14 protein-coding genes are annotated in these 21,222 nt (G+C 65.2%); 2 read left to right on the top strand and 12 right to left on the bottom strand.

Translation table 11 applies throughout. The features are described 5' to 3' along the window. The first annotated feature begins 101 nt into the window (after positions 1 to 101). Both pepN and WBG82_RS10535 read left to right on the top strand, forming a co-directional pair. Positions 102 to 2,750 (top strand): aminopeptidase N, encoded by a 2,649-nt coding sequence (gene pepN / locus WBG82_RS10540; protein WP_424424485.1) that lies wholly within the window; start codon positions 102 to 104, stop codon positions 2,748 to 2,750. Between the two features lie 337 nt (positions 2,751 to 3,087). Next, complete coding sequence (locus WBG82_RS10535; protein ID WP_424424484.1) at positions 3,088 to 4,824, top strand: PAS domain-containing sensor histidine kinase; 1,737 nt, start codon at positions 3,088 to 3,090, stop codon at positions 4,822 to 4,824. 8 nt (positions 4,825 to 4,832) lie between these two features. On the opposite strand, the gene WBG82_RS10530 is transcribed toward WBG82_RS10535, so the two are convergent. The 12 genes from WBG82_RS10530 to WBG82_RS10475 all read right to left on the bottom strand — a co-directional run bounded on the left by WBG82_RS10530 (position 4,833) and on the right by WBG82_RS10475 (position 21,159). After that, entirely contained in the window at positions 4,833 to 6,173 is a 1,341-nt protein-coding gene (locus WBG82_RS10530) for a glutamine synthetase family protein (protein WP_424424483.1), read from the bottom strand. A gap of 44 nt (positions 6,174 to 6,217) precedes the next feature. Then, complete coding sequence (locus WBG82_RS10525) at positions 6,218 to 7,573, bottom strand: NAD(P)/FAD-dependent oxidoreductase (protein WP_424424482.1); 1,356 nt, start codon at positions 7,571 to 7,573, stop codon at positions 6,218 to 6,220. Positions 7,574 to 7,635: 62 nt separating this feature from the next. Beyond that, positions 7,636 to 8,217: a periplasmic heavy metal sensor gene (locus WBG82_RS10520; RefSeq protein ID WP_424424481.1), complete on the bottom strand. Its 582-nt coding sequence runs from the start codon at positions 8,215 to 8,217 to the stop codon at positions 7,636 to 7,638. Continuing rightward, the gene (locus WBG82_RS10515; protein ID WP_424424480.1) at positions 8,214 to 8,735 is read right to left on the bottom strand and encodes a hypothetical protein; all 522 of its coding nucleotides are present in this window, start codon (positions 8,733 to 8,735) and stop codon (positions 8,214 to 8,216) included. Before WBG82_RS10515 ends, WBG82_RS10520 begins: the two co-directional genes overlap by 4 nt. A 19-nt stretch (positions 8,736 to 8,754) precedes the next feature. Next, entirely contained in the window at positions 8,755 to 9,345 is a 591-nt protein-coding gene (locus tag WBG82_RS10510) for an RNA polymerase sigma factor (RefSeq protein WP_424424479.1), read from the bottom strand. 389 nt (positions 9,346 to 9,734) lie between these two features. Next, positions 9,735 to 11,081, bottom strand: a complete 1,347-nt coding sequence (locus tag WBG82_RS10505) for an aminomethyltransferase family protein (protein ID WP_424424478.1) — start codon at positions 11,079 to 11,081, stop codon at positions 9,735 to 9,737. Continuing rightward, the gene (locus tag WBG82_RS10500; protein WP_424424477.1) at positions 11,078 to 12,646 is read right to left on the bottom strand and encodes a phytoene desaturase family protein; all 1,569 of its coding nucleotides are present in this window, start codon (positions 12,644 to 12,646) and stop codon (positions 11,078 to 11,080) included. The genes WBG82_RS10505 and WBG82_RS10500 overlap by 4 nt, the downstream gene beginning before the upstream one ends. A 3-nt stretch (positions 12,647 to 12,649) precedes the next feature. After that, positions 12,650 to 14,251: a phytoene desaturase family protein gene (locus WBG82_RS10495; protein ID WP_424424476.1), complete on the bottom strand. Its 1,602-nt coding sequence runs from the start codon at positions 14,249 to 14,251 to the stop codon at positions 12,650 to 12,652. Between the two features lie 219 nt (positions 14,252 to 14,470). Continuing rightward, on the bottom strand, positions 14,471 to 17,437 hold the full coding sequence (locus WBG82_RS10490) for a bifunctional [glutamine synthetase] adenylyltransferase/[glutamine synthetase]-adenylyl-L-tyrosine phosphorylase (RefSeq protein WP_424424475.1): 2,967 nt from the start codon (positions 17,435 to 17,437) through the stop codon (positions 14,471 to 14,473). A 95-nt stretch (positions 17,438 to 17,532) separates the two neighbouring features. Beyond that, positions 17,533 to 18,846 carry a sensor histidine kinase gene (locus WBG82_RS10485; protein WP_424424474.1) on the bottom strand — a complete coding sequence of 438 codons (1,314 nt, stop codon included), beginning with the start codon at positions 18,844 to 18,846 and terminating at the stop codon, positions 17,533 to 17,535. A 67-nt stretch (positions 18,847 to 18,913) separates the two neighbouring features. Beyond that, the gene (locus WBG82_RS10480) at positions 18,914 to 19,591 is read right to left on the bottom strand and encodes a winged helix-turn-helix domain-containing protein (RefSeq protein ID WP_424424473.1); all 678 of its coding nucleotides are present in this window, start codon (positions 19,589 to 19,591) and stop codon (positions 18,914 to 18,916) included. 119 nt (positions 19,592 to 19,710) lie between these two features. Beyond that, positions 19,711 to 21,159, bottom strand: a complete 1,449-nt coding sequence (locus WBG82_RS10475) for a DegQ family serine endoprotease (RefSeq protein WP_424424486.1) — start codon at positions 21,157 to 21,159, stop codon at positions 19,711 to 19,713. Positions 21,160 to 21,222 lie beyond the last annotated feature (63 nt).

Here is a 21,222-nt window from a genome sequence, read left to right as displayed (position 1 = left end):
TCCGCCGAAATTTCGCCCTATCAAGCGCTTAATGTTCTAGACTTTGTTAAGTTACTCTCGCTGCGCGGCTCCGGCCCCGTGGCCGAATGTTGAGCGCCGCCATGCGAACCGAAGAACCGCGCGCCGTCCGCCTTCAGGACTATGCACCCCCTGCCTTTCTGATCGACGAAGTGACGCTCGAGGTCGAGCTCGATCCGGCTGCGACACGGGTTCACGCGCGGCTCAAGATGCGCCGCAACCCGGATTCGAAGACGCCGAAGGCCCCGCTCGTGCTCGACGGGCAGAAGCTCGTGCTGCACGAGGTCCGCATCGATGGCGAGACACTGAGCGCCAACGCCTATCAGGCCGACGGCGAGCATCTGACGATCCACGAGGCGCCCGATGCCTTCACGCTCGAAACCGTGACCACCTGCGGGCCCGAGGCCAATACGGCGCTCACCGGCCTCTACCTCTCCAACGGCATCTATTGCACGCAGTGCGAGGCTCAGGGCTTCCGCCGCATCACCTACTATCTCGACCGGCCCGATGTGATGGCCGTCTTCCGCACACGCATCGTGGCGGACGAGAAGGCGCTGCCTGTTCTTCTGTCAAACGGCAATCTCGTCAAATCGGGACGCCTCAAGGGCGGCAAGCACTTCGCCGAATGGCACGATCCCTTCCCCAAGCCCGCCTATCTCTTCGCCCTTGTCGCGGGCGATCTCGGCCATGTCGAGGACAAGTTCGTCACCGCCTCGGGCCGCGAAGTGACGCTCAGGATCTTCGTCGAGCGCGGCAACGAGGACCGCTGCGCCTATGCGATGGAAGCGCTGAAGCGCGCCATGCGCTGGGACGAGGAAGTGTTCGGCCGCGAATACGATCTCGACATCTTCATGATCGTGGCGGTCAGCGCCTTCAACATGGGGGCGATGGAGAACAAGGGCCTCAACATCTTCAACGACAAGTACGTTCTCGCCCGTCCCGACACCGCCACGGATGCGGACTATGCCGCGATCGAGGCGATCATCGCCCATGAATATTTCCACAACTGGACTGGAAACCGCATCACCTGCCGCGACTGGTTCCAGCTCTGCCTGAAAGAAGGGCTCACGGTCTTCCGCGATCAGGAATTCACCAGCGACATGCGCTCGCGGCCCGTCAAGCGCATCGCCGATGTGCGGCTCCTCCGCAGCCATCAGTTCCCGGAGGATCAGGGCCCGCTCGCGCACCCCGTGCGGCCGGAAAGCTATATCGAGATCAACAACTTCTATACGGCGACCGTCTATGAAAAGGGCGCAGAGCTTTGCCGGATGATCCACACGCTTGCCGGGCCGAAGCGCTTTCGCAAGGGCATGGATGTCTATTTCGAGCGCCATGACGGCCACGCGGCGACGGTCGAGGATTTCCTCGACGCGATCAGCGACGGCGCCGGGCTCGACCTTGCGCAGTTCAGGCGCTGGTATTCGCAATCGGGAACGCCGGAGGTGCTCGTGACCGGCCGCTATGATGCGGCGCGCGAAACCTACACGCTGAAGATGACGCAGGTTTGCGCGGCGACGCCCGGACAGGCCATCAAGGACGCCTATCACATTCCCATCGCGGTCGGTCTTGTGGGGCCCGACGGCAAGGACATGCCGCTGCAACTCGAAGGCGAGGAAAAGCCCGGCGGCAGAACGCGCGTGCTCTCCCTCACCGAGAGAACGCAGAGCTTCCGTTTCCGCAATGTGACGGAAAAGCCCGTGCCCTCGCTGCTCCGCGGCTTCACGGCGCCGGTGACGCTGACCGCAAATCTGAAGGAGCGCGACTGGGTCTTCCTCATGGCCCATGACAGCGATCCCTTCAACCGCTGGGAGGCGGCGCAGCGCTATTCGAGCGGGCTTCTCATATCGATGGTCGAGGCGGTCAGGACCGGCGGCCGGCGGCGGCGCGGCGTCGCCTTCGCGGAGATGGTTTCGAACGTTCTTGCGGACAAGAAGATCGATCCCGATTTCGCGGCACAGATGATCACGCTGCCCGGCGAGCAAACCATCGCACAGTTGATCGGCAAGGATGTCGATGTGGACGCGATCCATGAAGCGCGCGAAGCGCTGCGTGCATCGGTGGCGGAGGAAGCGCGGGACGCGCTCACCCGTGCCTATGAGCGGCTGCGGATCGACGGGCCCTACAGCCCCGAGGCGGCGCATGCGGGCCGGCGCGCGCTTCGCAATGCGTGCCTTTCCTACCTCGCGGTGGCGCCCGGCGGCGACGGCGTGACGCTCGCGGCACGGCACTTCTCCGAGGCCGGCAACATGACCAACCAGATCGCCGGGCTGACCGTGCTCGCAAGCATCGACTGCCGCGAGCGCGTGGAGGCGCTCGACCGCTTCTACGGGCAATGGAAGGGCGACCACCTCGTCATGGACAAATGGCTTGCCATTCAGGCGATGTCCTCGCTTCCGGGCACTCTCGGCGAGGTCCAGCGGCTGCTTGAGCACCCGGCGTTTACCATACGGAATCCCAATAAGGTACGCGCGCTCATCGGCAACTTCGCCACCGCCAACCAGCTTCGCTTTCATGCCGCCGACGGAGCAGGCTATGCTCTTGTCGCGGACAAGGTTTTGGAGCTCGATCCGCTCAATCCGCAGGTTGCCGCGCGGCTTCTGGGCGCATTCAAGAGCTGGCGGCAGCTCGAAGCGGGACGGCGCAAGCTCATGTCGCGGCAGCTTCAGCGTATTGCCGGGACGGAAGGCATCTCGCGCGACGTCTTCGAGATCGCGACAAAGACGCTTGCCTGAGCGACGATGACTGGAACCAGAGAGCGGAAAGTGAAGGCGCATGAGCCTGCCCGGTGAGTCCCAAATGCATCGCTCCGCGAAAAGCGACCTGCCGCCACTGGACAATGGGCGGACGGGCCAGAATCATCGGATTTCATCAGGCGATTCGTTCGGGGCGGGAGCGGAGCGCAGCGGAAGACGGCCTATTCCGGGGCCTCTCGACCCCCGGCATGGCGAGAGGCGGGCAGCCAATGGCGCTTCGCACGAGGTGGTACAAGAGAGTATGTCCGATGCGAGCACGAGAGCGGAGTATCCAGCCTGGCAGCAACGAGCGGCACAGAGGCGCCCCTCCCTGCCCATGAGCGTCATGATGCGCACCGCCGTGGTGCTTTCCGGCGCGGCACTGGCTGGCATCGGCACGGCCCTCTATCTCCAGGACGGATTTTCGCGCGGCCTCGCCTTTGCCGGGCTGCTGGCTCCGGGCGTCGTCGCGCTTGCCTATGGCATGGTGCGGATGCGCGAGCGCAAGCTCGAGGCGGAGGCGGCTCTCGTCGAGAATCAGCTTCGCTTCGACATGGCCTTTGCGGGCGCGCGCTGCGGCATCTGGGACTGGGATCTGACGGCGAACCGGGTCTACTGGTCGTCGGCTATGTTCGACATGCTGGGCCTGCGCCAGCCTTCCAAGCGGCTTTCGCCGGCCGAGATCAAATCCCTTGCCCACCCCGATGACGCGCATGCGATCGACGAGATCATCGGCGCGGCCTCGCGCGCCTCGCGCTCCTACGACACGGTTTTCCGTCTGCGCCATGCCGATGGAAGCTGGGTCTGGGTCAATGCCAAGGGGCAGGTCTGGGGCGGCGGGCGCATGGCGGGCGAGCGCCTCGTCGGCATCACCATCGACATCACCGAGCAGAAGCTCGCCGAAGCGCGCGAGCATGAGGCGACCGACCGGCTGGTCGATGCGATCGAAAGCATCGGCGAGGCGTTCGCGCTCTGGGATCACGACAACCGCCTCGTGACAGCCAACAGCAAGTTCGCCGAATTCCTCCATCTTCCTGTCGACCGGATCGCGCCAGGCACGACGCTCGAACAGGTGATGGCGGATGCGGGCATCGGCTCGGACTGGCCGCGCGCGGGCGGCATCGAGGAGAGCGTCTGGGAGATCAGGCTTCCTTCCGGGCGCTGGCTCCAGATCAGCGAGCGGCCGACCAATAGCGGCGGCCACGTGAATGTCGGCACCGACATCACGCCCATCAAGGTTCAGGAATCGGCGCTGACGCAGAACAAATCCGCGCTCGAAAAGACCGTGCGCGATCTCGAGGCCTCGCGCCTCAAGCTGCAGCATCAGGCACGCCAGCTCGTCGATCTCGCGGAGAAATACGCCGCCGAAAAGACCCGCGCGGAATCGGCCAACCGCTCGAAGTCCGAATTCCTCGCCAATATGAGCCACGAGCTGCGCACGCCGCTCAACGCCATCATCGGGTTTTCGGAGATGATGGAGACGGGCCTTTTCGGCCCCCTCGGCTCGCCCAAATATCAGGAATACGCGCACGACATACGGTCAAGCGGCCAGCATCTTCTCGAACTCATCAACGACATTCTCGACATGTCGAAGATCGAAGCCGGACGCATGACGCTCGAAAAGCAGACCACCGATCTTTCGACGGTGATCGAGGAATCGCTCCGGCTCGTGTCCGGCCGCGCCGAAATCGCCTCCGTGAAAGTGCTGAACGAGGTCGGCGAGCTGCCACAGGTCGAGGCCGATAAGCGGGCGATCAAGCAGGTGCTGCTCAATCTGCTGTCGAACGCGATCAAGTTCACGCCCGCGGGCGGCACGATCCGCGTCCGGGGCGGAGCCGATCAAAGCTACATCGCTCTCGCGGTCGAGGATTCAGGCATTGGCATCCCTGCCCATGCGCTGCCGAAGATCGGCCGTCCCTTCGAGCAGGTGGAAAGCCAGCACTCCAAACGGCACAAGGGCACCGGCCTCGGCCTCGCGCTCTCGCGCTCGCTTGTGGAGCTTCATGGCGGCACTCTCACCATCGAGAGCACGGAGGGTGTCGGCACGCGCGTGACCTTCACCCTGCCGCTCTGATTCCTCAGTCAGAGGTACCAATCGTATTCCAGCGGCGAGATCGCGCGCTGGAACTTGTCGAATTCGAGCATCTTCGTTTCGGCGTAAACGTCGACATACTGATCGCCGAAATATTCGCGCATGATGGTCGAATTGCGCAGGCGCTTCAGCGCGCTTGGCAGGTAGAACGGGATGCCCTCATCCACCACGTCGCAGGCATTGCCTTCCGCAGCAGGGCCCGGATCGATCTCATTGACGATGCCGTAATGGATGCCCGCCAGGATCGCCGCCAGCACGAGATAGGGATTGGCGTCGGCGCCCGAGACGCGGTGCTCGATGCGCTGTGCCGAAGGCGCGCCCGCCGGCACGCGGAAGGCGACCGAGCGGTTGTTGTATCCCCATGCGCGGTTCACCGGCACGAAGAGATTGGGCTCGAAGCGGCGATACGAATTGAGGTTCGGCGCGAAGAAAGGCATCGCCTCGCCGAGCGTCGCCTGCAGGCCGCCGATTGCATGGCGCAGCTTGACGCTGCCCTCATCCGACCCATCGTCGAAAATATTGCGCCCCATCTCGTCGAGCACGGAGCAATGCACATGCAGGCCGTTGCCCGCCTGTCCGACAAAGGGCTTCGCCATGAAGCTCGCAATGAAATTGTGCTTGCGCGCGATGGCGCCGATCAGATGGCGGAGCATGACGGCGTGGTCGCCAGCGCGCACGACATCGGCTTCGTGATTGAGGTTGATCTCGTATTGCCCTGGCGCGAACTCCGCCGTCGCGCCGGAAGCAGGCACGCCCTGCGCCGCCGCCGCGTCGTCGATGTCCTTGAGCAGCGACATGAACCCGTCGAGCTCGGTGATGCCATAGACCTCGTTCGCCGTTTCGCGCTGGCCCGTCGCCGGATTGATGGGCGGCTGCGGCAGTCCGCGCTTGTCGCGGTCACGGTCGAGCACATAGAACTCGAACTCGCACGCCGTGACGGCATGAAGGCCAAGCTCGGCAAGGCGCGCCGCCACATTGGCGAGCACCACACGCGGCTCGAGCGTGAGCGGGCCGTCATCGTCCTGCATGCTCATCATGACCTGAGCCTGCTTCATCGAAGCCCAGGGAACGGGAACGATGCTGCCCGAAATCGGAAATGCCTGCCCGTCGGGATCGCCGTCGGAGAAGCCCATACCGAGAATGTCTTCGTTGACGCCGGTCACATCGAAGAAATAGAGGGATTTCGGCATATGCACGCCGGAGGTGAAAACCTTCTCGGCTTCCTCGATCGGAAAGCGCTTGCCACGCATCGTGCCGCACATATCGACGAAAACGGCATCGAGGTAATCGATATCGCCGTGTTCGGCGAGAAACGCCTTGAACTCGGCCAAAGTCGCACGTCCGTCGTCACGCGGTTTTTCGCGCTCGCTCATCATCAACCTGATTGCTGTTTGTCCCTGAGGCGATAGTAGCCGAGAGCTGCCCCAAGATACCAGCGCCGCAGAGAGGGAAAGGGGATGCGCGGCGGAAGGTCACGGAACGGCGCTGGCAAATCATGGAAAGCACCTTTCCCGACAATGAGTTGTGCGAGGGTCTTGCCAGCCCATGGAGCCGCGGAGACGCCATCTCCATGATAGGCGAGCGCAAAATAAATGCCTGGCGCATCGGGAATTTCCCCGATTGCGGGTGTCATCCGCGCGGTCATACACACAAAACCGCGCCAATAATGCGTCGTTGGAACTTGGGCCCATGAGGTAAAAACCTCGCCCAGCCGCCGCTCCATCAAGCGACGCATGCGCTGCCCGTCTTCAGGCTTGCCGGTAAGGTCGCCGCGCGCGCCGAAGAGAAAGCGCCTGTCGGGCAGCAGGCGATAATAAAAGAGAAGACGGCGCGTATTGCTGCAAGGGCGCTCCGTCTTCCAGACCTGCGCGGCAAGCTCATCCTCCGTCAACGGACGGGTGACGATGATGTTGGAAAGAACGGGCATCAGCCGCGCGGCCAGACCGGAGCCGAATTCATCGCGCGTGAAACCGTTTGTCGCCAGAATGACGCGGCGCGCACGAACCGTGCCGCCTTTCGTCACGAGGCGATGCTCCGCCCCGCTCCGCTCCCAGTGTTCGACCTGCGAATGTCCGTGAAGCCGCGCGCCGCGCCTTGCCGCTGCCTCGGCCAGTCCGCGCGCGAAGCGCAGCGGATGCAACCCGAATGCGAGGCCGTTCAGCAGCGCGCCGAATTGCTCGGTCGAGTCATAATCGGTTTCCGCCACCTCCTCCCGGCTCATCACGCGAACAGGCAGACCGAACTTGCCGGCGAGCAGCGCCGCTTCCTCCTTCAGCCCCGCGAAGCGCGATGGCATGTGAGCCACAAGCAGCGTGCCGTCGCCTTGGGGACGGATGTCGATTGCCTCGTCGCGCGCAAGGTTGCGCACAAGCTCGATGGCCTCGACCTGCGAGGCGATGAAACGCCGCGCCTCCGCCTCGCCATAACGATGGATGAGCTGTTCGAGCGAGAGCCCGCTCGGCGGCAGTGTACAGAAGCCGCCATTGCGCCCCGACGCGCCCCAGCCGAGAGGACCGGCCTCCAGAAGGCAGACATCGACATGATGATCGCGGGCGAGATGCAGCGCCGCCGAGAGGCCCGTATAGCCGCCGCCCACGATTGCCACATCGCAGCGCGTTTCGCCCGAGACAGGGCCGAGATCGACGCCCTCCGCCAGATGCGGCGCGTCATCCTCCCAGAAGCTTCCCGCGGGCTTGCCCGCGTCATACATGCTCGCGTGATACCAGGTCATGAAACCAGCCGATCGTTACGATACCTGCCGGCCATTTTCTCACAATCGGGGACGCGCGTCCGTTACTGCGAAGCTGCGGGAGCGCTGTGTTCCTGCCGTTGCGCAGGCGCGTTGTCGGATTTGGCCTGCCACCTCCTGTGCAGGCGCCGTTCGGCCTGCGTTCGCATCGCCTCGGCAATGCGCGCCCGCTGTGCGGGCTCCAGGCTGGCGAACCCCTGAATCATCGCATCGCGCGTCGCATGCATCATGTCGGACTGCGCGGCATCGACCCTGTCGAATGCGGCGCGAACCTTCTCGGCATCGAAGGGGTTTGAGGCGAGCGCTTCCGCAAGTTCCTTGCGCGCGGTTTCGATCCTCACGAAGTCGGGGCGGATCGCCGGAAACCGGCTCCGCATGACCTCGCGCAGGGCCGCCTTGTCCGCCGCCGAAAGCTCTCTCATGTCCTTGTGCAGGGTACGGAAGAAAGAGGATGGCACGGCGCTGAATTCGCCTTTCACCGGCGAGCGCGGCAGAAAGAAGAGGCTCGCGCCGATGAGCCCGATCAGAAAGAGATTGACCACAAGCGAGGCCAGAAGCGCGGGCCCCGTCCAGCGGCGCGGCTGCTTCGGCGCCGGTCCGGCGCCCGTGGCGATGGGGTCGCTCATGGCCTCCACTCCTCGGGATATTCATTGTCTGCAAGCGCCAGCGAGACGAGCGGGTCGCCGGCGCTCGATGCGGCGATCGCCTTTTCCACATAGAGCCCGCCGAGTGCGCTTGGCATGGCGGCACCAAAGGCGATGCCCAGCACGATGGAGGCGGCAAGCGCTCCCGCCGGCAGAGCCGGCGAGCCATAGGGCCAGACGGCGCGAGCAAACCCCGCCAGAAAGCCCCGCTCGCCGCCCACAACCGATCTCTGTCTGGCAGCCCCAGGTCGGGCAACAATGGGCCGGGCAACAGCGGGCCGGGGGCGCGCCGCGACCAGCCGCTCGATCAGCGCCGCGGGAACCTCGGCATCCGGGGCCGCGTCGAGCATCAGGTCGAGTTCACGTTCCCTTTCGGCAAGGGCGCGGGCATCGGCCGACGCCGCAAGCATGGCCTCCGCCGCCGGCCGCTCATCCGCAGGCCAGCGCTTCGGGTCCGCACCATAAGCGGCAAGCAGTTCCGTCAGCCTTCCGATTGTCATGCCAGTCTTCGCCATCGCCTTACTCATGCCTCGCCCTTGGGGCACCGACACCTGTTTTACGTAACCACTCGTCGCGTTCCGTCGCCAGCGCGGCCCGAAGCTGCCGCCGCGCGCGCCCGAGCAGGGATTCCACGGCTTCAACCGTCACGCCCAGAACTTCCGCCGCCTCGATATTCGAGTATCCTTGATAATGGGTCAGCGTCACCGCCGCGCGCTGCCTCGCCGGAAGCGCCTGCAGGGCCGTGTCGACCCGCTGCGCAAGCTGGCGGCTCTCAAGCTGCTCATGCGGGCCCGGCTCCTCGCTGGCGGGGTCCGGGATCGAATCCAGATCCTCCGTGCCCCGCCGTCTCAAACGGTCGAGGCAGAGATTGGTCGCCACGCGATGCAGCCAGGTTCTGAACTGCGCCCTGCCCGGCTCCCAGCGCTCGGCATGGGTCCAGACGCGGAGAAAGACCTCCTGCGCCACCTCTTCGGCGTCCTGCTGGCTGCCGAGCATGCGCCTTGCGAGGGAGAGGGTGCGCGCAAAATGGCGGTCGATCAGAATGCGGCAAGCCGCTTCATCTCCCGATGCCACACGCAACACAAGCTCATCATCCGACGCCTCGATCAAACCGGCGCACCCCCCTGCATGAAATTTGCGCGCGCCGCAGCAGGCCGTTCCCGTTGCGGCGCGATGGGTCCAATCTACTCTTGATTTGCGGTAGGCGCACTCGCATGCGCCGATGAGGCAAGGTCGCCGGCCTTCGCCTGCGCATGGACCGGCAACATGAAGCCGAGCGCGATCGCCAGCGCGCCCGCCAAAATCTCAAGCCTGTATCGCCGCATTTCCGACCTCCGAAACCCGCGTCGAAAACGCGGCGGACCCTGAAGCCCGGCCCGCATTCCCGGGGACAAGCGACAGGAAAGGCAGGCCGAAGGGGGAAGTCCGGTTGGAGCGCTTGCCTGTCACGTGGAAGATCGAACGCGCGGGCGGCGCCATTCCGTCGCCCGGAGCGCAACTTACCGAAACCGCGGGTCGATGCCCTCGTCGCGGTCCGCATCGGTCGGTGCCGGAACCATGCGGCGGGCTGGTAGAGCAAGCGCCGGCTCGAGCAGAAGCCGGGCGGGCACGCGGAGGTTGCGCAGGGAAAGCCCCTCTCTCATCTCGACATCGACATGGAGCGCCGCCCCCTTCGCCACAGCCCCTGGCTTGAGAATGGCGAGCGCGACATTCGCTCCGAGCCAGGGCGAGAAACCTGCGCTGGTCGCGACGCCCTCCACCTTGCCTCCGACGCGGATCGCGAGGAAACCTAACGGCGCCGGGTGATCGACAAGGACGCTTGAGAGAAGGTGACGCGGCGCCTGCGCCTTCGCGCGGCGCAAGGCATCGCGCCCGGTGAAGTGCTCCCCGTCGAGATCGACGAGCGCGGCAAGCCCAAGCTCGAACGGCGTGGAGCAGGAAGCCGCATCGGGGGCGGCGAATGCCCCGAGATAGTCGCGCCCGGCCCGCGCGATCCCCGCTTCCATGCGAGCAAGTTCCCGCAAAGCGAAGCCGCCAATGGCGAGCCCTGTCCCCGCGCCACGGGCGAGAAGTTTCATCCAGAGCGCGGGCGCATCGTCAGGGTCGATCCAGAATTCATATCCGAGATCGCCAGAAACGCCCGTCCGGCTGACATAGACGGGCATTCCATCCACATCGAACCAGCGGGCGGCATCGGGCGCCATGCTCTCGATCCCCGCAAAGCCCGCATCCCGCAGGAGGCGCGCCGAGAGCGGGCCCTGAAGGCTGAGACCGGCAAGTGTCGGGCTCACATCCTCGATACGGACGCCGAAGCCTCTGGCGCTTTCGAGAAGCCAGGCGAGATGGTGTTCCTCCGTGACAAGACGATATTCATCCTCTCCGAGGCGGAAGAGAAGCCCGTCGCCTACAACGAAGCCGCGATCCTCGCAAAAGACGACATGAGCCGCATGGTCGACCGCAAGGTCGCGCGCGTGCCCCGCGACGAGGCGCATGAGATAGCGCAAGGCATCGGGACCGCTGATGCGGTATTTGACGAGGGGCGAGATGTCGCTCAAAGCCGCCGCATGGCGCAGCGCCGCATATTCATCCTCGATATTCGTCAGCAACTCGGCCGTGGTATAGCCATTCCATTCTGTCCAGAGATTGGTGCGGCTCGCCTCGGCGACCTCGAGATGGAGAGCGGTCGTCAGCACACGGCGCGCGAAGACCTCCTCCTCCGACTGGCGCTCGAAAAGCGCGGGATCGGCCTTGGCCGTCTCGTCAAGCGCCGCGAGGTCCGGGCGTGCGCCATCCTCCGGCGTGTCGCCTGCGTCTTGCGGAGGGAAAAATCCGGCATCGTCGCTCATCTTTGCGCCTCATCCGCGATCGCAAGCCCGGCCGCGAGGCGGCCCGGAACGCCCGATATACCGCCGCCCGGATGCGCCCCCGCGCCACAGAGATAGAGCCCCTTGAGCGGGGTCCGCATGCCCGCAAGCCCCGGCGTGGGGCGGAACATCAGAAGCTGGTCGGGCCGCATTTCGCCATGGTTCCAGCCACCGCCCAGAAGGCCGAACTTCCTTTCGATATCGGCGGGAAGCAGAAGCTCGCCCGCCACGATGCGCTGCCTGAGATCGGGGGCATGGACCGACAGAGTGTCGATGATGCGCCCGAGCAGACGGTCGCGCTGTCCGGCCCAGCCGCCCCGAACTTCATAAGGCACATATTGCACGAGGATCGACATGACATGCTGCCCGGGAGGCGCAAGCGAGGCATCGTTGACGCTCGGCAGCGTTACCTCCATCGGCGGCTCGAAGGCGACCTCGCCGCGCTTGAAGCTCACATATGCCTGATCGAGTTCGGCAAGCGATGGTAGCACGAGCAGGCGCGCGCCATATTCCGCAGGCTCGAGGCCCTGGATCGTGGGCAATCCGTCCAGCGCGAGATTGAGCTTTGCCGTCGCGCCGCGCATGGCGATGCGCGCGACCTGCGAGGCAAGCCCGGCATCGCAATATTGCGCGCCGAGAAGGTCGAGCATGGTGTGGCGTGGATCGGCGCTCGAAAGCACGGTCGGCGCCTCGATGAATTCGCCGCCCTGCAACTCGACACCCCGGACGGCGCCGTTCTCGACACGAATATGCGCGACCGGCGACGAGACGCGGATGGTAACGCCGAGGCTTTGCGAGGAAGCGGCAAGCGCGCCGATGAGGCCGCCGACGCCGCCCAGCGGAACCGACGGACCGAGCGCCCCCTGTCGCATCGCCTGACGATAGATGAGGCTGAACACAGTGCCGGGCGAAAACGGCCCTTCGGCCGTGCCGCGTATAGCCTCGAACGCGACCAGCGCCTTCAACGCCTCCGTCTCGAAGGTCTGCTCCGCGAGATCGCCAATGCTGCCCGGAAGCTCGTGGAGAAGCGCCTCGAGCGAGGCGCTCCCGAAGCCATAGGCTTGCCGGAAGAGACGGCGAAGCATGGGACGGACAGGCAGCGTGCCGCCCGAAAGCGGCGCCGCCTGCCCGAGCAGCGGCGCCAGCGCTTTCGCATAGGACGCAATGCGCTGCATCAAGGCCGCATGGGCCGCCGCGTCGTCCCCATACCACTCTCGAAGCGCGATGCGGTCGCGGCGACGCGCCGTCATGCGCAGATGGCGCCTGTCGCGCGCAAGCAGGATCGTCGGAAGCACGCGCGACGGAAAGCGCAGCCCGTGCTTTGCGAGTTTCAGATCCTTCTCGATCCGGCGCGGCAGCGCCTCGATGAGATGGGCCGCCGTCGAAACGACATAGTCAGGTGAAATCTCGCTCGTCGCCAGTGCGCCGCCAAGCGCTTCCGAGGCTTCGAGCAGGAGCACGCGGCGGCGTGCCCGGGCGAGATAAGCCGCGGCGACGAGGCCGTTATGGCCGCCGCCGATCACGATCGCGTCGAACTTCTCCACCATCGCCTAGCCTCCCCTCTTGCCGAGAGAGGCCGCGACGACGGCAGCCGCATTGGCGCCCGCGCCGCCAAGAGCAAGCGGCCCCGGATGGGCGCTCGCCGAACACAGGTAGAAATCGCGGATGGGCGTGGCATAGCCGGAAATGCCCGCCATCGGCCGGTTGAAAAAGAGCTGGTCGAGCGTGAGTTCGCCCTGATTGAGGTCGCCGGAAGTGAGTCCGATGTCATTTTCGATATCGGGCGGCACAAGCGTTTCGACCGCATGGATGCGCTCCGCGAGCCCCGGGCTCCGCTCCGAAAGCCGGGCGATGACGAGATCCGTGAGCGCCGCCTTCCGCTCATCTGTCCACGGACCGTCATGCAGTGTCTCCGGCACGTAATGCACGGCAATGGACATCACATGCTTGCCCGCCGGCGCAAGCGACGGATCGGCAATCGTCGGCACGAGCGCATCGACGATGGGCGCCGAGGGCGGAATGCCATCCCGCCAGTCCTCGAAAGCGGCTTCCATTTCCTCCATCGTCTGGCCGAGGCGGATGCCGCCCGCAAGCGCCGGGCATCCGGCCGGAACGGCAGGAAACTCGGGCGCGGCTTCGAGAGCGAGATTCACCTTCGCCGTCACGCCGCGCATCCGGAAGCGGCCGATCTTTTCGACGAAGCCGTCAGGCAGCGCCTTCCAGGGAAAGAGCGTGAGGAAGCTGCGTTTCAGATCGAGGTCGGAGATGATCGCCCGGGCGTGAATTTCCTCGCCATTCGCCAGCACCACGCCCCTCGCGCGCGCATCGCGCACCAGCACATCCGTCACTTCCGCCTCGCGGCGCACCTGGCCGCCATGCGCCAGGATGACGGAGACGAGCGCACCCGCAATCGCTTCCGGCCCGCCAATGGGCAGCAGGGCCGCCGGCGCACCGCCGGACGCGCCCTCATGCTCCTCCATGAAGGGCGCGATCAAAAAGCGTGCGCCCGTCGGCGAGAACGGGCCGAGCGTCGATCCTCCCAGCGCGGAGGATGCGAACCGCGCCTTCACCGCATCGGATTCGAAATAGCCGTCGAGAAATTCCGCGCAGGACAGCGTCCAGATGCGGGTCAGCTCGTGAAATTCCTGCGTGTCGAGAGATGCGAAGCGGTCGGCGAGGTCGCGCAGCCAGCGATAGGTCGCAAGCGAGCGGCGCGAAGGATCGCGCATGGGCTTTTCCAGCACCGGGCGGAGCTTGCTCGCGGCGGCGAGCATGTCGCGGCGGAAGCGCGTCCAGGCGTCCGCGTCCTTCGCTGAGAAGCGCTGAAGCTCGCGGCGGTGGATGACGCCGTCGCGGTAGCTTGCGTGATGGCGCCCATCGGGAAGCAGTGTGACGCCCGGATCGAGGCGGCGGAAACGGAGCCCGTGCTTGTGGAGTTCGAGCCCGGTCACGAGGCGCTGGGGCATTGCCGCAAGGCCGAGGCCGTAACGCGCCACGCGAAAACCCGGCGCGACCTCGCCGCAGGCCGCCGCGCCGCCAAGCGCCGAGTTGCGATCGAGGACGAGAACGCTCGCGCCGGCGCGCGCAAGGCATGCGGCCGCCGTCAGGCCGTTCAGCCCGCCTCCGATCACAATCGCGTCGTGACGCTCCATGCGTCCCAATCCCACCCTGCGCATATGGCGGGATCGTACCGGAACGGGACGGTCCACACCGATATGTTGCCTCGGCCGCACCGGAACGGCCGCTGCATCAACCATGTTTCATCAGGCATTTCGGCGGTTTTTGGGGCTTCACGCCAAAGCCGACGCCCCACCCTCATGCCTGACCGGCATGGCGGCGCTGCAATTTGCCAGCCAGCGGGGGCGCCGGCCTCAGGCTTTGGCGGCGGCGGTCACGATCTCTTCGAAGGCTTCCAGAACGCCCGCTTGCGACTCGCGCAATTGCGCCTCGAGCGCAGAGAAATCCGGCGCATTTCCCGCGCGAGCGAGAAGCGCCTTGAGCCCCGGCGTCGCCTCCTCCGGCTTGAAGACGCCCTCGACGCAGATGCGGATCACCTGGGTTAGGTTGAGCGTGAGCTCGATCGCGGAAACGAGGAGATCCGCCGTCGCAGGCGACAGAAGCCCCGCTGCGGCGATGCGGGTCAGAGCGGTCCGCGTATGGGTGTGAAGGATCTCCGGATGGGCATGCGCATGAACGAGCTGAAGATACTGGCAGATGAACTCGATATCGATGAGGCCGCCGCGCACATATTTCAGTTCCCAGGGATTGTCGCTCGGCAATTCCCGTTCGATCCGCGCCCGCATGTCGGCAACGTCGAAAGCTGTCTTCGCCACATCGCGCGGGCGCTGAAGCGTCTCGCGGATGACGCTCCCGACACGCGCCTTCAGCTCGTCGGGGCCCGAGAGAATGCGCGCCCGCGTCAGGGCCATGTGTTCCCAGGTCCAGGCTTCCGCCTGGTGATAGTCGATGAAGCTCTGCACATGGGTCGCGACGGGGCCCGAGCTGCCCGAGGGCCGCAGCCGCAGATCGACCTCATAGAGCTTGCCTTCGCTCGTCGGCGCGGTAAGCGCGCTGATGAGCTGCTGGCAGACACGGGCATAATACTGCGAGGCGAAGATCGGCCGCTCGCCGTCCGACACGGCGTTGGGGTCGTCGAGATCGTAGATCATGATGAGATCGAGGTCGGACGTCGCGCTCATCTCCTCGCTGCCGAGCTTGCCCATGGCGACGATCGCAAAACTTCCGCCCGGCACGCGGCCAGCGCGCGCAGCGATCTTGTCCTCCGCGACGGGCGCGAGCGCGCGCACAAGCTCGCCCGCAATGGCGGCATAGGCAGCGCCCGCCTCCTCGGCATCGGCGCTTCCCGTCAGCACGCGCACGCCGAGGCGGAAACGGTGCTCGCGTGCCCAGACGCGTGTGAAATCGAGCACATCCTGATAGTCGCGGGCATGAGCCAGCGCCGAAACGAGGCTCGCGCGCAATGTCTCGCGATCCGGAAGCATCTTGAAGAAATTGGGATCGACAACCGCTTCGAGAACGGCCGAATTCTGGGCGAGATAATTTGCGAGGCGAGGCGCCGTGCCGCAAATATCCGCAAGGAGATCGAGCAGGCTGGGGTTGGAATAGATCATCGAGAAAAGTTGAACGCCAGCCGGCAGCTTCGTCAGAAACTGATCGAAGCGCATGAAGGCCGTGTCGGGATTTGACGTGCGCGAGAGCGCCCGAAGAAGCGCGGGCATCAGCGCCGTCAGAAGTTCGCGCGAGCGCGGGCTCCGCGTCGCCGCAAAACGCCCCGTGTGCCAGCCGCGAATGGTGGCGGCGATTTCGGATACGGCCGAGAAGCCCAGATTTCGTAGCGTTTCCAGCGTTTCGGGATCGTCTTCCGTGCCGGTGAAGACGAGGCTCCCGCTCTCCTCCGCAAGCGGCGGCGCGGTTTCGAAGAGTTTTGCGTAATGCCCCTGCACGCAGCGCAGATGCTGAACGAGAACCTCCGTGAAGGCCCCGCGATCCTCGAAGCCCATGAAGCAGGCAACATGATCGAGCCCTTCATCGCTCGAAGGCAGGGTATGCGTCTGCTCATCGGCGATCATCTGCAAGCGATGTTCGAGCGTTCGCAGGAACCGATAGGCGCGCTTGAGTTCGTCGGCAGCTTCCGGCGCGATCCACTTCTTGCGTGCAAGCTCGTCAAGCATCTCGCAAGTCTGCTGCCCGCGTAAATCGTAATCGCGGCCGCCCGCGATCAGTTGCTGCGTCTGAACGAAAAATTCGATCTCCCGGATGCCGCCGCGCCCGAGCTTCACATTGTGCCCGTTGACCGCAATCGTGCCATGGCCGCCAACGGCATGGATCTGTCGCTTCATCGAGTGGATGTCGTCGATCGCGGCGAAGTCGAGATTCTTGCGCCAGATATAGGGCGTCAGCATCTTGAGGAAGCGCACGCCCGCTTCGGCGTCCCCGGCGACGGCGCGCGCCTTGATGAAGGCGGCGCGCTCCCAGTTCTGGCCGCGGCTCTCGTAGTAGTGCTCGGCGGCGGGAAGCGAAACCGCGACCGGCGTTCCTCCGGGATCGGGCCGCAGGCGCAGATCCACCCGGAACACATAGCCATGCTCCGTCCGCTCCTGAAGGATCTTCACGAGAGCTTGCGTCAGACGCACGAAGAACTGCCCATCATCGAGGCCGGACTTCAGCGGAAGCTCACCCGGTTCGTAAAAGACGACGATGTCGATATCGCTCGAATAGTTGAGTTCGCGCGAGCCGTATTTGCCCATGCCGAGAATGGCGAGGCCGCTGCCTTCGGGCCCGACTTCCTCCGGCGCGCGCTCGATCTGCCCGCGCCGGGCGGCGTCCTTCAGCAGCCAGTCGATGCTTGCCTGCACCGCCGCATCGGCAAATTCGGTCAGCGCCGCGGTCACCCGTTCAAGGTCCCAGGCGGCCGTTATGTCGGCCATCGCAATGAGTAGCGCCGCCTCCGACTTTGCGAGACGCAACTCGCGCATGAGATCGGCCTGCGTCGCGGCCTCCTTCGCGGCCCGCGCCCGCGCGATGATGCCGGCGAGCGCTTCTTCCGGCGGCACGTCGAGAAGGCGCGGCAGCCAGTCGGGATGGATGCGGATGATCCGCGTGAGGAAAGGCGAATTGCCGAAGACGCTTTCGATGAGGCGGCGCGCGCCCGCATCGGCGAGAAGCGCTCGCGCACGTTCGCGCAAGGCCCCATCCTCGATCGCGTCGACCGCCTGATGCAGATCCTGCATCTCGGCGAGGGTCCGCTCGGCATCATGGGGCCTCGGCGCCCTCGCCGCCTGCCCCGGCAGGGCCTGATGATGCATGACTTCCGACATCGATGCTCTCTCCTTGCGCGAAGAGACGGAGATTAGAGCATTACCGTCCCTGTCCGCACGGATAATGCCGAAACTTGCGGGGTGCGGACCGCGATCTACCGCGCAAGCGCTGGCAGAGAGATCACAACCTTCAGGCCCGGATTGTTGTCCTCCAGCCGGATCTGGCCGCCATGAAGCCGCGCGACCGCCGCAACGAGGCTGAGGCCGAGACCGCTTCCCGGCGTGTTGCGGCTCGCCTCGAGGCGCACGAAACGCTCAAGCACATGGCCGCGCTTTTCCGCCGGAATGCCCGCGCCGTGATCGGCGACCGAAAGCAGCACCTGCCCGGCGCCATCCTCCCGCGCCGTCACGCGGATGGTCGGCTCCACCCCCGGCGTCACGGGCTTGCCGTGCTTGATCGCGTTGTCGAGCAGGTTGGCCATGGCCTGAGCGAGCAGTTCCCGATTGCCGCGCACATGAAGGCCCGGCGTGCCCTCCACATCGAGCCCCAACCCCTGCTCCTCGGCCACGGGCTCATAAAGCTCCGCCGAGTCGCTGATCACCGCCGCGGCATCGACCGGCGTCATCGACTCGCGGAGCGAGCCTGCTTCCGCCCGCGCGATCATCAGAAGCGCGTTGAATGTAGTGAGCAGGCTGTCGGCCTCCGCAATGGTGCGCTCCAGCGCATGGCGGTATTCCTCGGGCGATGAATCCTGCATCAATGTCACCTCGAGGCGATTGCGCAGCCTGTTGAGCGGACTGCGCAGATCATGCGCGACATTGTCCGTCACCTGACGCATGCCGATCATGAGTGCCTCGATCTGGTCGAGCATGGCGTTGAGGTTGCGGGCAAGCTGGTCGAGCTCGTCGCCCGTCCCCGCGATCGGCAGCCGTTGCGACAGGTCGCCCTGCATGATGTCGCGGCTGGAGCGGTTGATGTCATCGACGCGGGCGAGCATGTTGCGGCTCATGAAGAGCCCACCCGCGAGCCCGAGCGCGATGGTGAGGCCGATGGCCCAGATGAGCGCGTTGGTGATGAGCTTTTCGATCTCGCGCCGCTCCTGCACATCGCGGCCGACGAGGAGATAGAAGCCTTCGGGCAGAAGGAAGACGCGCGCGCGCGCGCTTTTGAGTTCCGTCGTGCCGTCGAGCGTGCGGCGGTGATAGGCGAAGTCGATCCAGCGGTCGGCGCCGGGGGTTGCGGCCGGACGGCCGTCGAGATTGCCCGCCAGCACGCGGCCCGCCGGATCGAGCAGCAGATAGAGCCCCTGCCCCGGATCGCGCGAGCGCTGGATGACGGTCTGCACGAGGAGCGGCAGCCCGCCCTGCGCGTATTGCTCCGCAAGCCCGGTGATTTCCGCCTGCACGGCCTCATCCGTCTGGCGCGCGAGAAAGCCTGCCGTGTTCCAATAGACATAGGCAAGCAGCATGATCGCGGAAGCGGCGAAGAGCGCGAGGTAGAGAACCGCGAGCCGGAAGGTCGAGGTCCTGAGGAGGTTAATCAGCCGCGCGTAGCGAATATCCAGCTCCCCGTACCGTATGCAGCAACGGTTGCTTGAAGTTCTTGTCGATCTTCGCCCTGAGCCGCGAGATGTGGACGTCGATCACGTTCGTCTGCGGATCGAAATGATACTCCCAGACATTCTCCAGCAACATAGTCCGCGTCACGACCTGACCGGCATGCTTCATCATATATTCGAGAAGGCGGAACTCGCGCGGCTGAAGCTCGATTTCCTGCCCCGCCCGCGTGACCTTGCGCGCGAGGAGATCGACTTCGAGATCGCCGACCTGAAGCCGGGTGCGCACCTGATCCGGGTTCGAGCGGCGGACCAGCACCTCGATCCGCGCCAGAAGCTCGGCAAAGGCATAGGGCTTGGTGAGGTAGTCGTCGCTGCCCGCCTTGAGCCCCATGACCCGGTCATCGACCTCGCCGAGCGCCGAGAGGATGAGCACCGGGGTGCGCACGCCTTCCATCCTGAGCGCGGCGACGACGTTCAATCCGTCGCGCTTCGGCAGCATGCGGTCGACGATCATGACGTCATATTGGCTCGACAATCCAAGCGTCAGCCCTTCTTCGCCATCACCGGCGTGATCGACGATGTGACCGCTTTCGCGCAGGCCGCGGACCATATAGGCGGCCGCTTCGAGATCGTCCTCAATGACGAGAATCCGCATACTCACAGACCTCTTGCCTTAATGGGCTCCAGGGAAACATTGGTTGCGGATGCGCCGGCCGTCCTCGGACAGCCGGCGAACCCCGCACACACAAGCTAGGGCAATGCTCTCGGAGAGCCTCACGCCTTCTTGATCGTCAGTGCCACGAAGCGCTGCTGATCCTGGCTGCGCAGCAGGAGAAGAACCGAGGACTTGTCGGCCTTCTTCGCCTGACGCACGCCTTCCACGACATCGGCGGGGGTCTTCACATCCTTGCCCGACACCTTGACGATGATGTCGCCGGGCTGGATGCCCTTCTCCGCCGCTTCGCTGTTGGGGTCGACGCTCTGGACGACGACGCCGTCCGCCGACTGGCCAAGGGCGAGCCCGAGGCTCTGGGTGGCCGTGTCGCCGCTCGGCGCGGCCTTATCGCCTGCCGATGCCATTTCGATCTTGTCGGGGAAGACGGCGATGGCGGCCTTGATGCTCTTCGCCTTGCCATCGCGCCAGATATCGATCGCGGCGTTCGTGCCGGGACGCAGCTCGGCGACCGTACGGCTCACGTCACGCACATCGGCCATATCCTTGCCGTTCACCCTGGTGATGACGTCGCCGGGCTGGATGCCCGCCTTTTCGGCCGGGCTGCCGGCCGTCACCTCGGCGACGAGCGCGCCCTTCGGCTTGTCGAGCGAGAGGCTCGCGGCGAGATCGGCATCGACGGGCTGGATGCTGACGCCGAGCCAGCCGCGCGTCACCTTGCCATGTTCCTTGAGCTGGGTGACGACGCGCGCGGCGATGTTGGAGGGGATCGCAAAGCCGATGCCGACGCTGCCGCCGGTCGGCGAATAGATCGCCGTGTTGACGCCGATGACGTTGCCATGAATATCGAAGGTCGGACCGCCCGAATTGCCGCGGTTGATCGAGGCGTCGATCTGGAGGAAGTCGTCATAGGGACCGGCGCCGATCTCGCGGCCACGCGCCGAGACGATGCCGCTCGTGACCGTGCCGCCAAGGCCGAAGGGATTGCCGACCGCGAGCACCCAGTCGCCGACGCGCAGCCTGTCCGAGTCGCCGAAGGCGACATAGGGCATGGGCTTCGTCACCTTCACCTTGATGAGCGCGAGGTCGGTCTTCTGGTCGCGGCCGACAAGCGTCGCTTTCATCTCCGTGCCGTCCGTCAGCACGACGGTGATCTCCTTGCCGTTCTGCACGACGTGATTGTTGGTCACGACATAGCCATCGGCCGAGACGAAGAAGCCCGAGCCCTGCGCCATCGCCTTGCGCTTGAGGGGTTTGCCGTCCGGGCCTTTGGGTTGGAGCTGCTTGAAGAACTTCTCGAACGGGCTGCCGGGCGGGAACGGCAGGTCGGGAATATCGGCGCTCGCGACAGTCTCTTCCTCGACGACGCGAATGCTGACGACCGCGGGCGAAACTTTCTCGACCAGATCAGCGAATGTCGGCAGGCTTGAAAGCTCCGACTTCTGTTCGCTCGGCGCATTGAGTGGAGCCGTCTGGGCGAAGGCGGGGGCAGCCAGCAGGCTGAAGCCGATCATGCCGGCGGTCGCGAGGGCCGCTGTCCGCCGGATCATTCCGCGCGGGCCGCTTTTCCGGGCGATGTTCGTCATATCCGTGAACTCCTCGTTGGAACTGCC

Source organism: Parvibaculum sp., assembly GCF_049671045.1.
GTDB lineage: Bacteria > Pseudomonadota > Alphaproteobacteria > Parvibaculales > Parvibaculaceae > Parvibaculum.
Note: the sequence above shows the minus strand (reverse complement) of the source record. Positions and strands in the feature narration are given on the sequence as shown.

What these genes read in the sequence shown, in the direction of transcription:
- pepN (WP_424424485.1), top strand. Translation starts at nt 102, where the DNA reads ATGCGAACCGAAGAACCGCGCGCCGTCCGCCTTCAGGACTATGCACCC.
- WBG82_RS10535 (WP_424424484.1), top strand. Translation starts at nt 3,088, where the DNA reads ATGAGCGTCATGATGCGCACCGCCGTGGTGCTTTCCGGCGCGGCACTG.
- WBG82_RS10525 (WP_424424482.1), bottom strand. Translation starts at nt 7,573, where the DNA reads ATGACCTGGTATCACGCGAGCATGTATGACGCGGGCAAGCCCGCGGGA.
- WBG82_RS10520 (WP_424424481.1), bottom strand. Translation starts at nt 8,217, where the DNA reads ATGAGCGACCCCATCGCCACGGGCGCCGGACCGGCGCCGAAGCAGCCG.
- WBG82_RS10515 (WP_424424480.1), bottom strand. Translation starts at nt 8,735, where the DNA reads ATGACAATCGGAAGGCTGACGGAACTGCTTGCCGCTTATGGTGCGGAC.
- WBG82_RS10505 (WP_424424478.1), bottom strand. Translation starts at nt 11,081, where the DNA reads ATGAGCGACGATGCCGGATTTTTCCCTCCGCAAGACGCAGGCGACACG.
- WBG82_RS10500 (WP_424424477.1), bottom strand. Translation starts at nt 12,646, where the DNA reads ATGGTGGAGAAGTTCGACGCGATCGTGATCGGCGGCGGCCATAACGGC.
- WBG82_RS10495 (WP_424424476.1), bottom strand. Translation starts at nt 14,251, where the DNA reads ATGGAGCGTCACGACGCGATTGTGATCGGAGGCGGGCTGAACGGCCTG.
- WBG82_RS10490 (WP_424424475.1), bottom strand. Translation starts at nt 17,437, where the DNA reads ATGTCGGAAGTCATGCATCATCAGGCCCTGCCGGGGCAGGCGGCGAGG.
- WBG82_RS10485 (WP_424424474.1), bottom strand. Translation starts at nt 18,846, where the DNA reads ATGCTGCTTGCCTATGTCTATTGGAACACGGCAGGCTTTCTCGCGCGC.
- WBG82_RS10480 (WP_424424473.1), bottom strand. Translation starts at nt 19,591, where the DNA reads ATGCGGATTCTCGTCATTGAGGACGATCTCGAAGCGGCCGCCTATATG.
- WBG82_RS10475 (WP_424424486.1), bottom strand. Translation starts at nt 21,159, where the DNA reads ATGATCCGGCGGACAGCGGCCCTCGCGACCGCCGGCATGATCGGCTTC.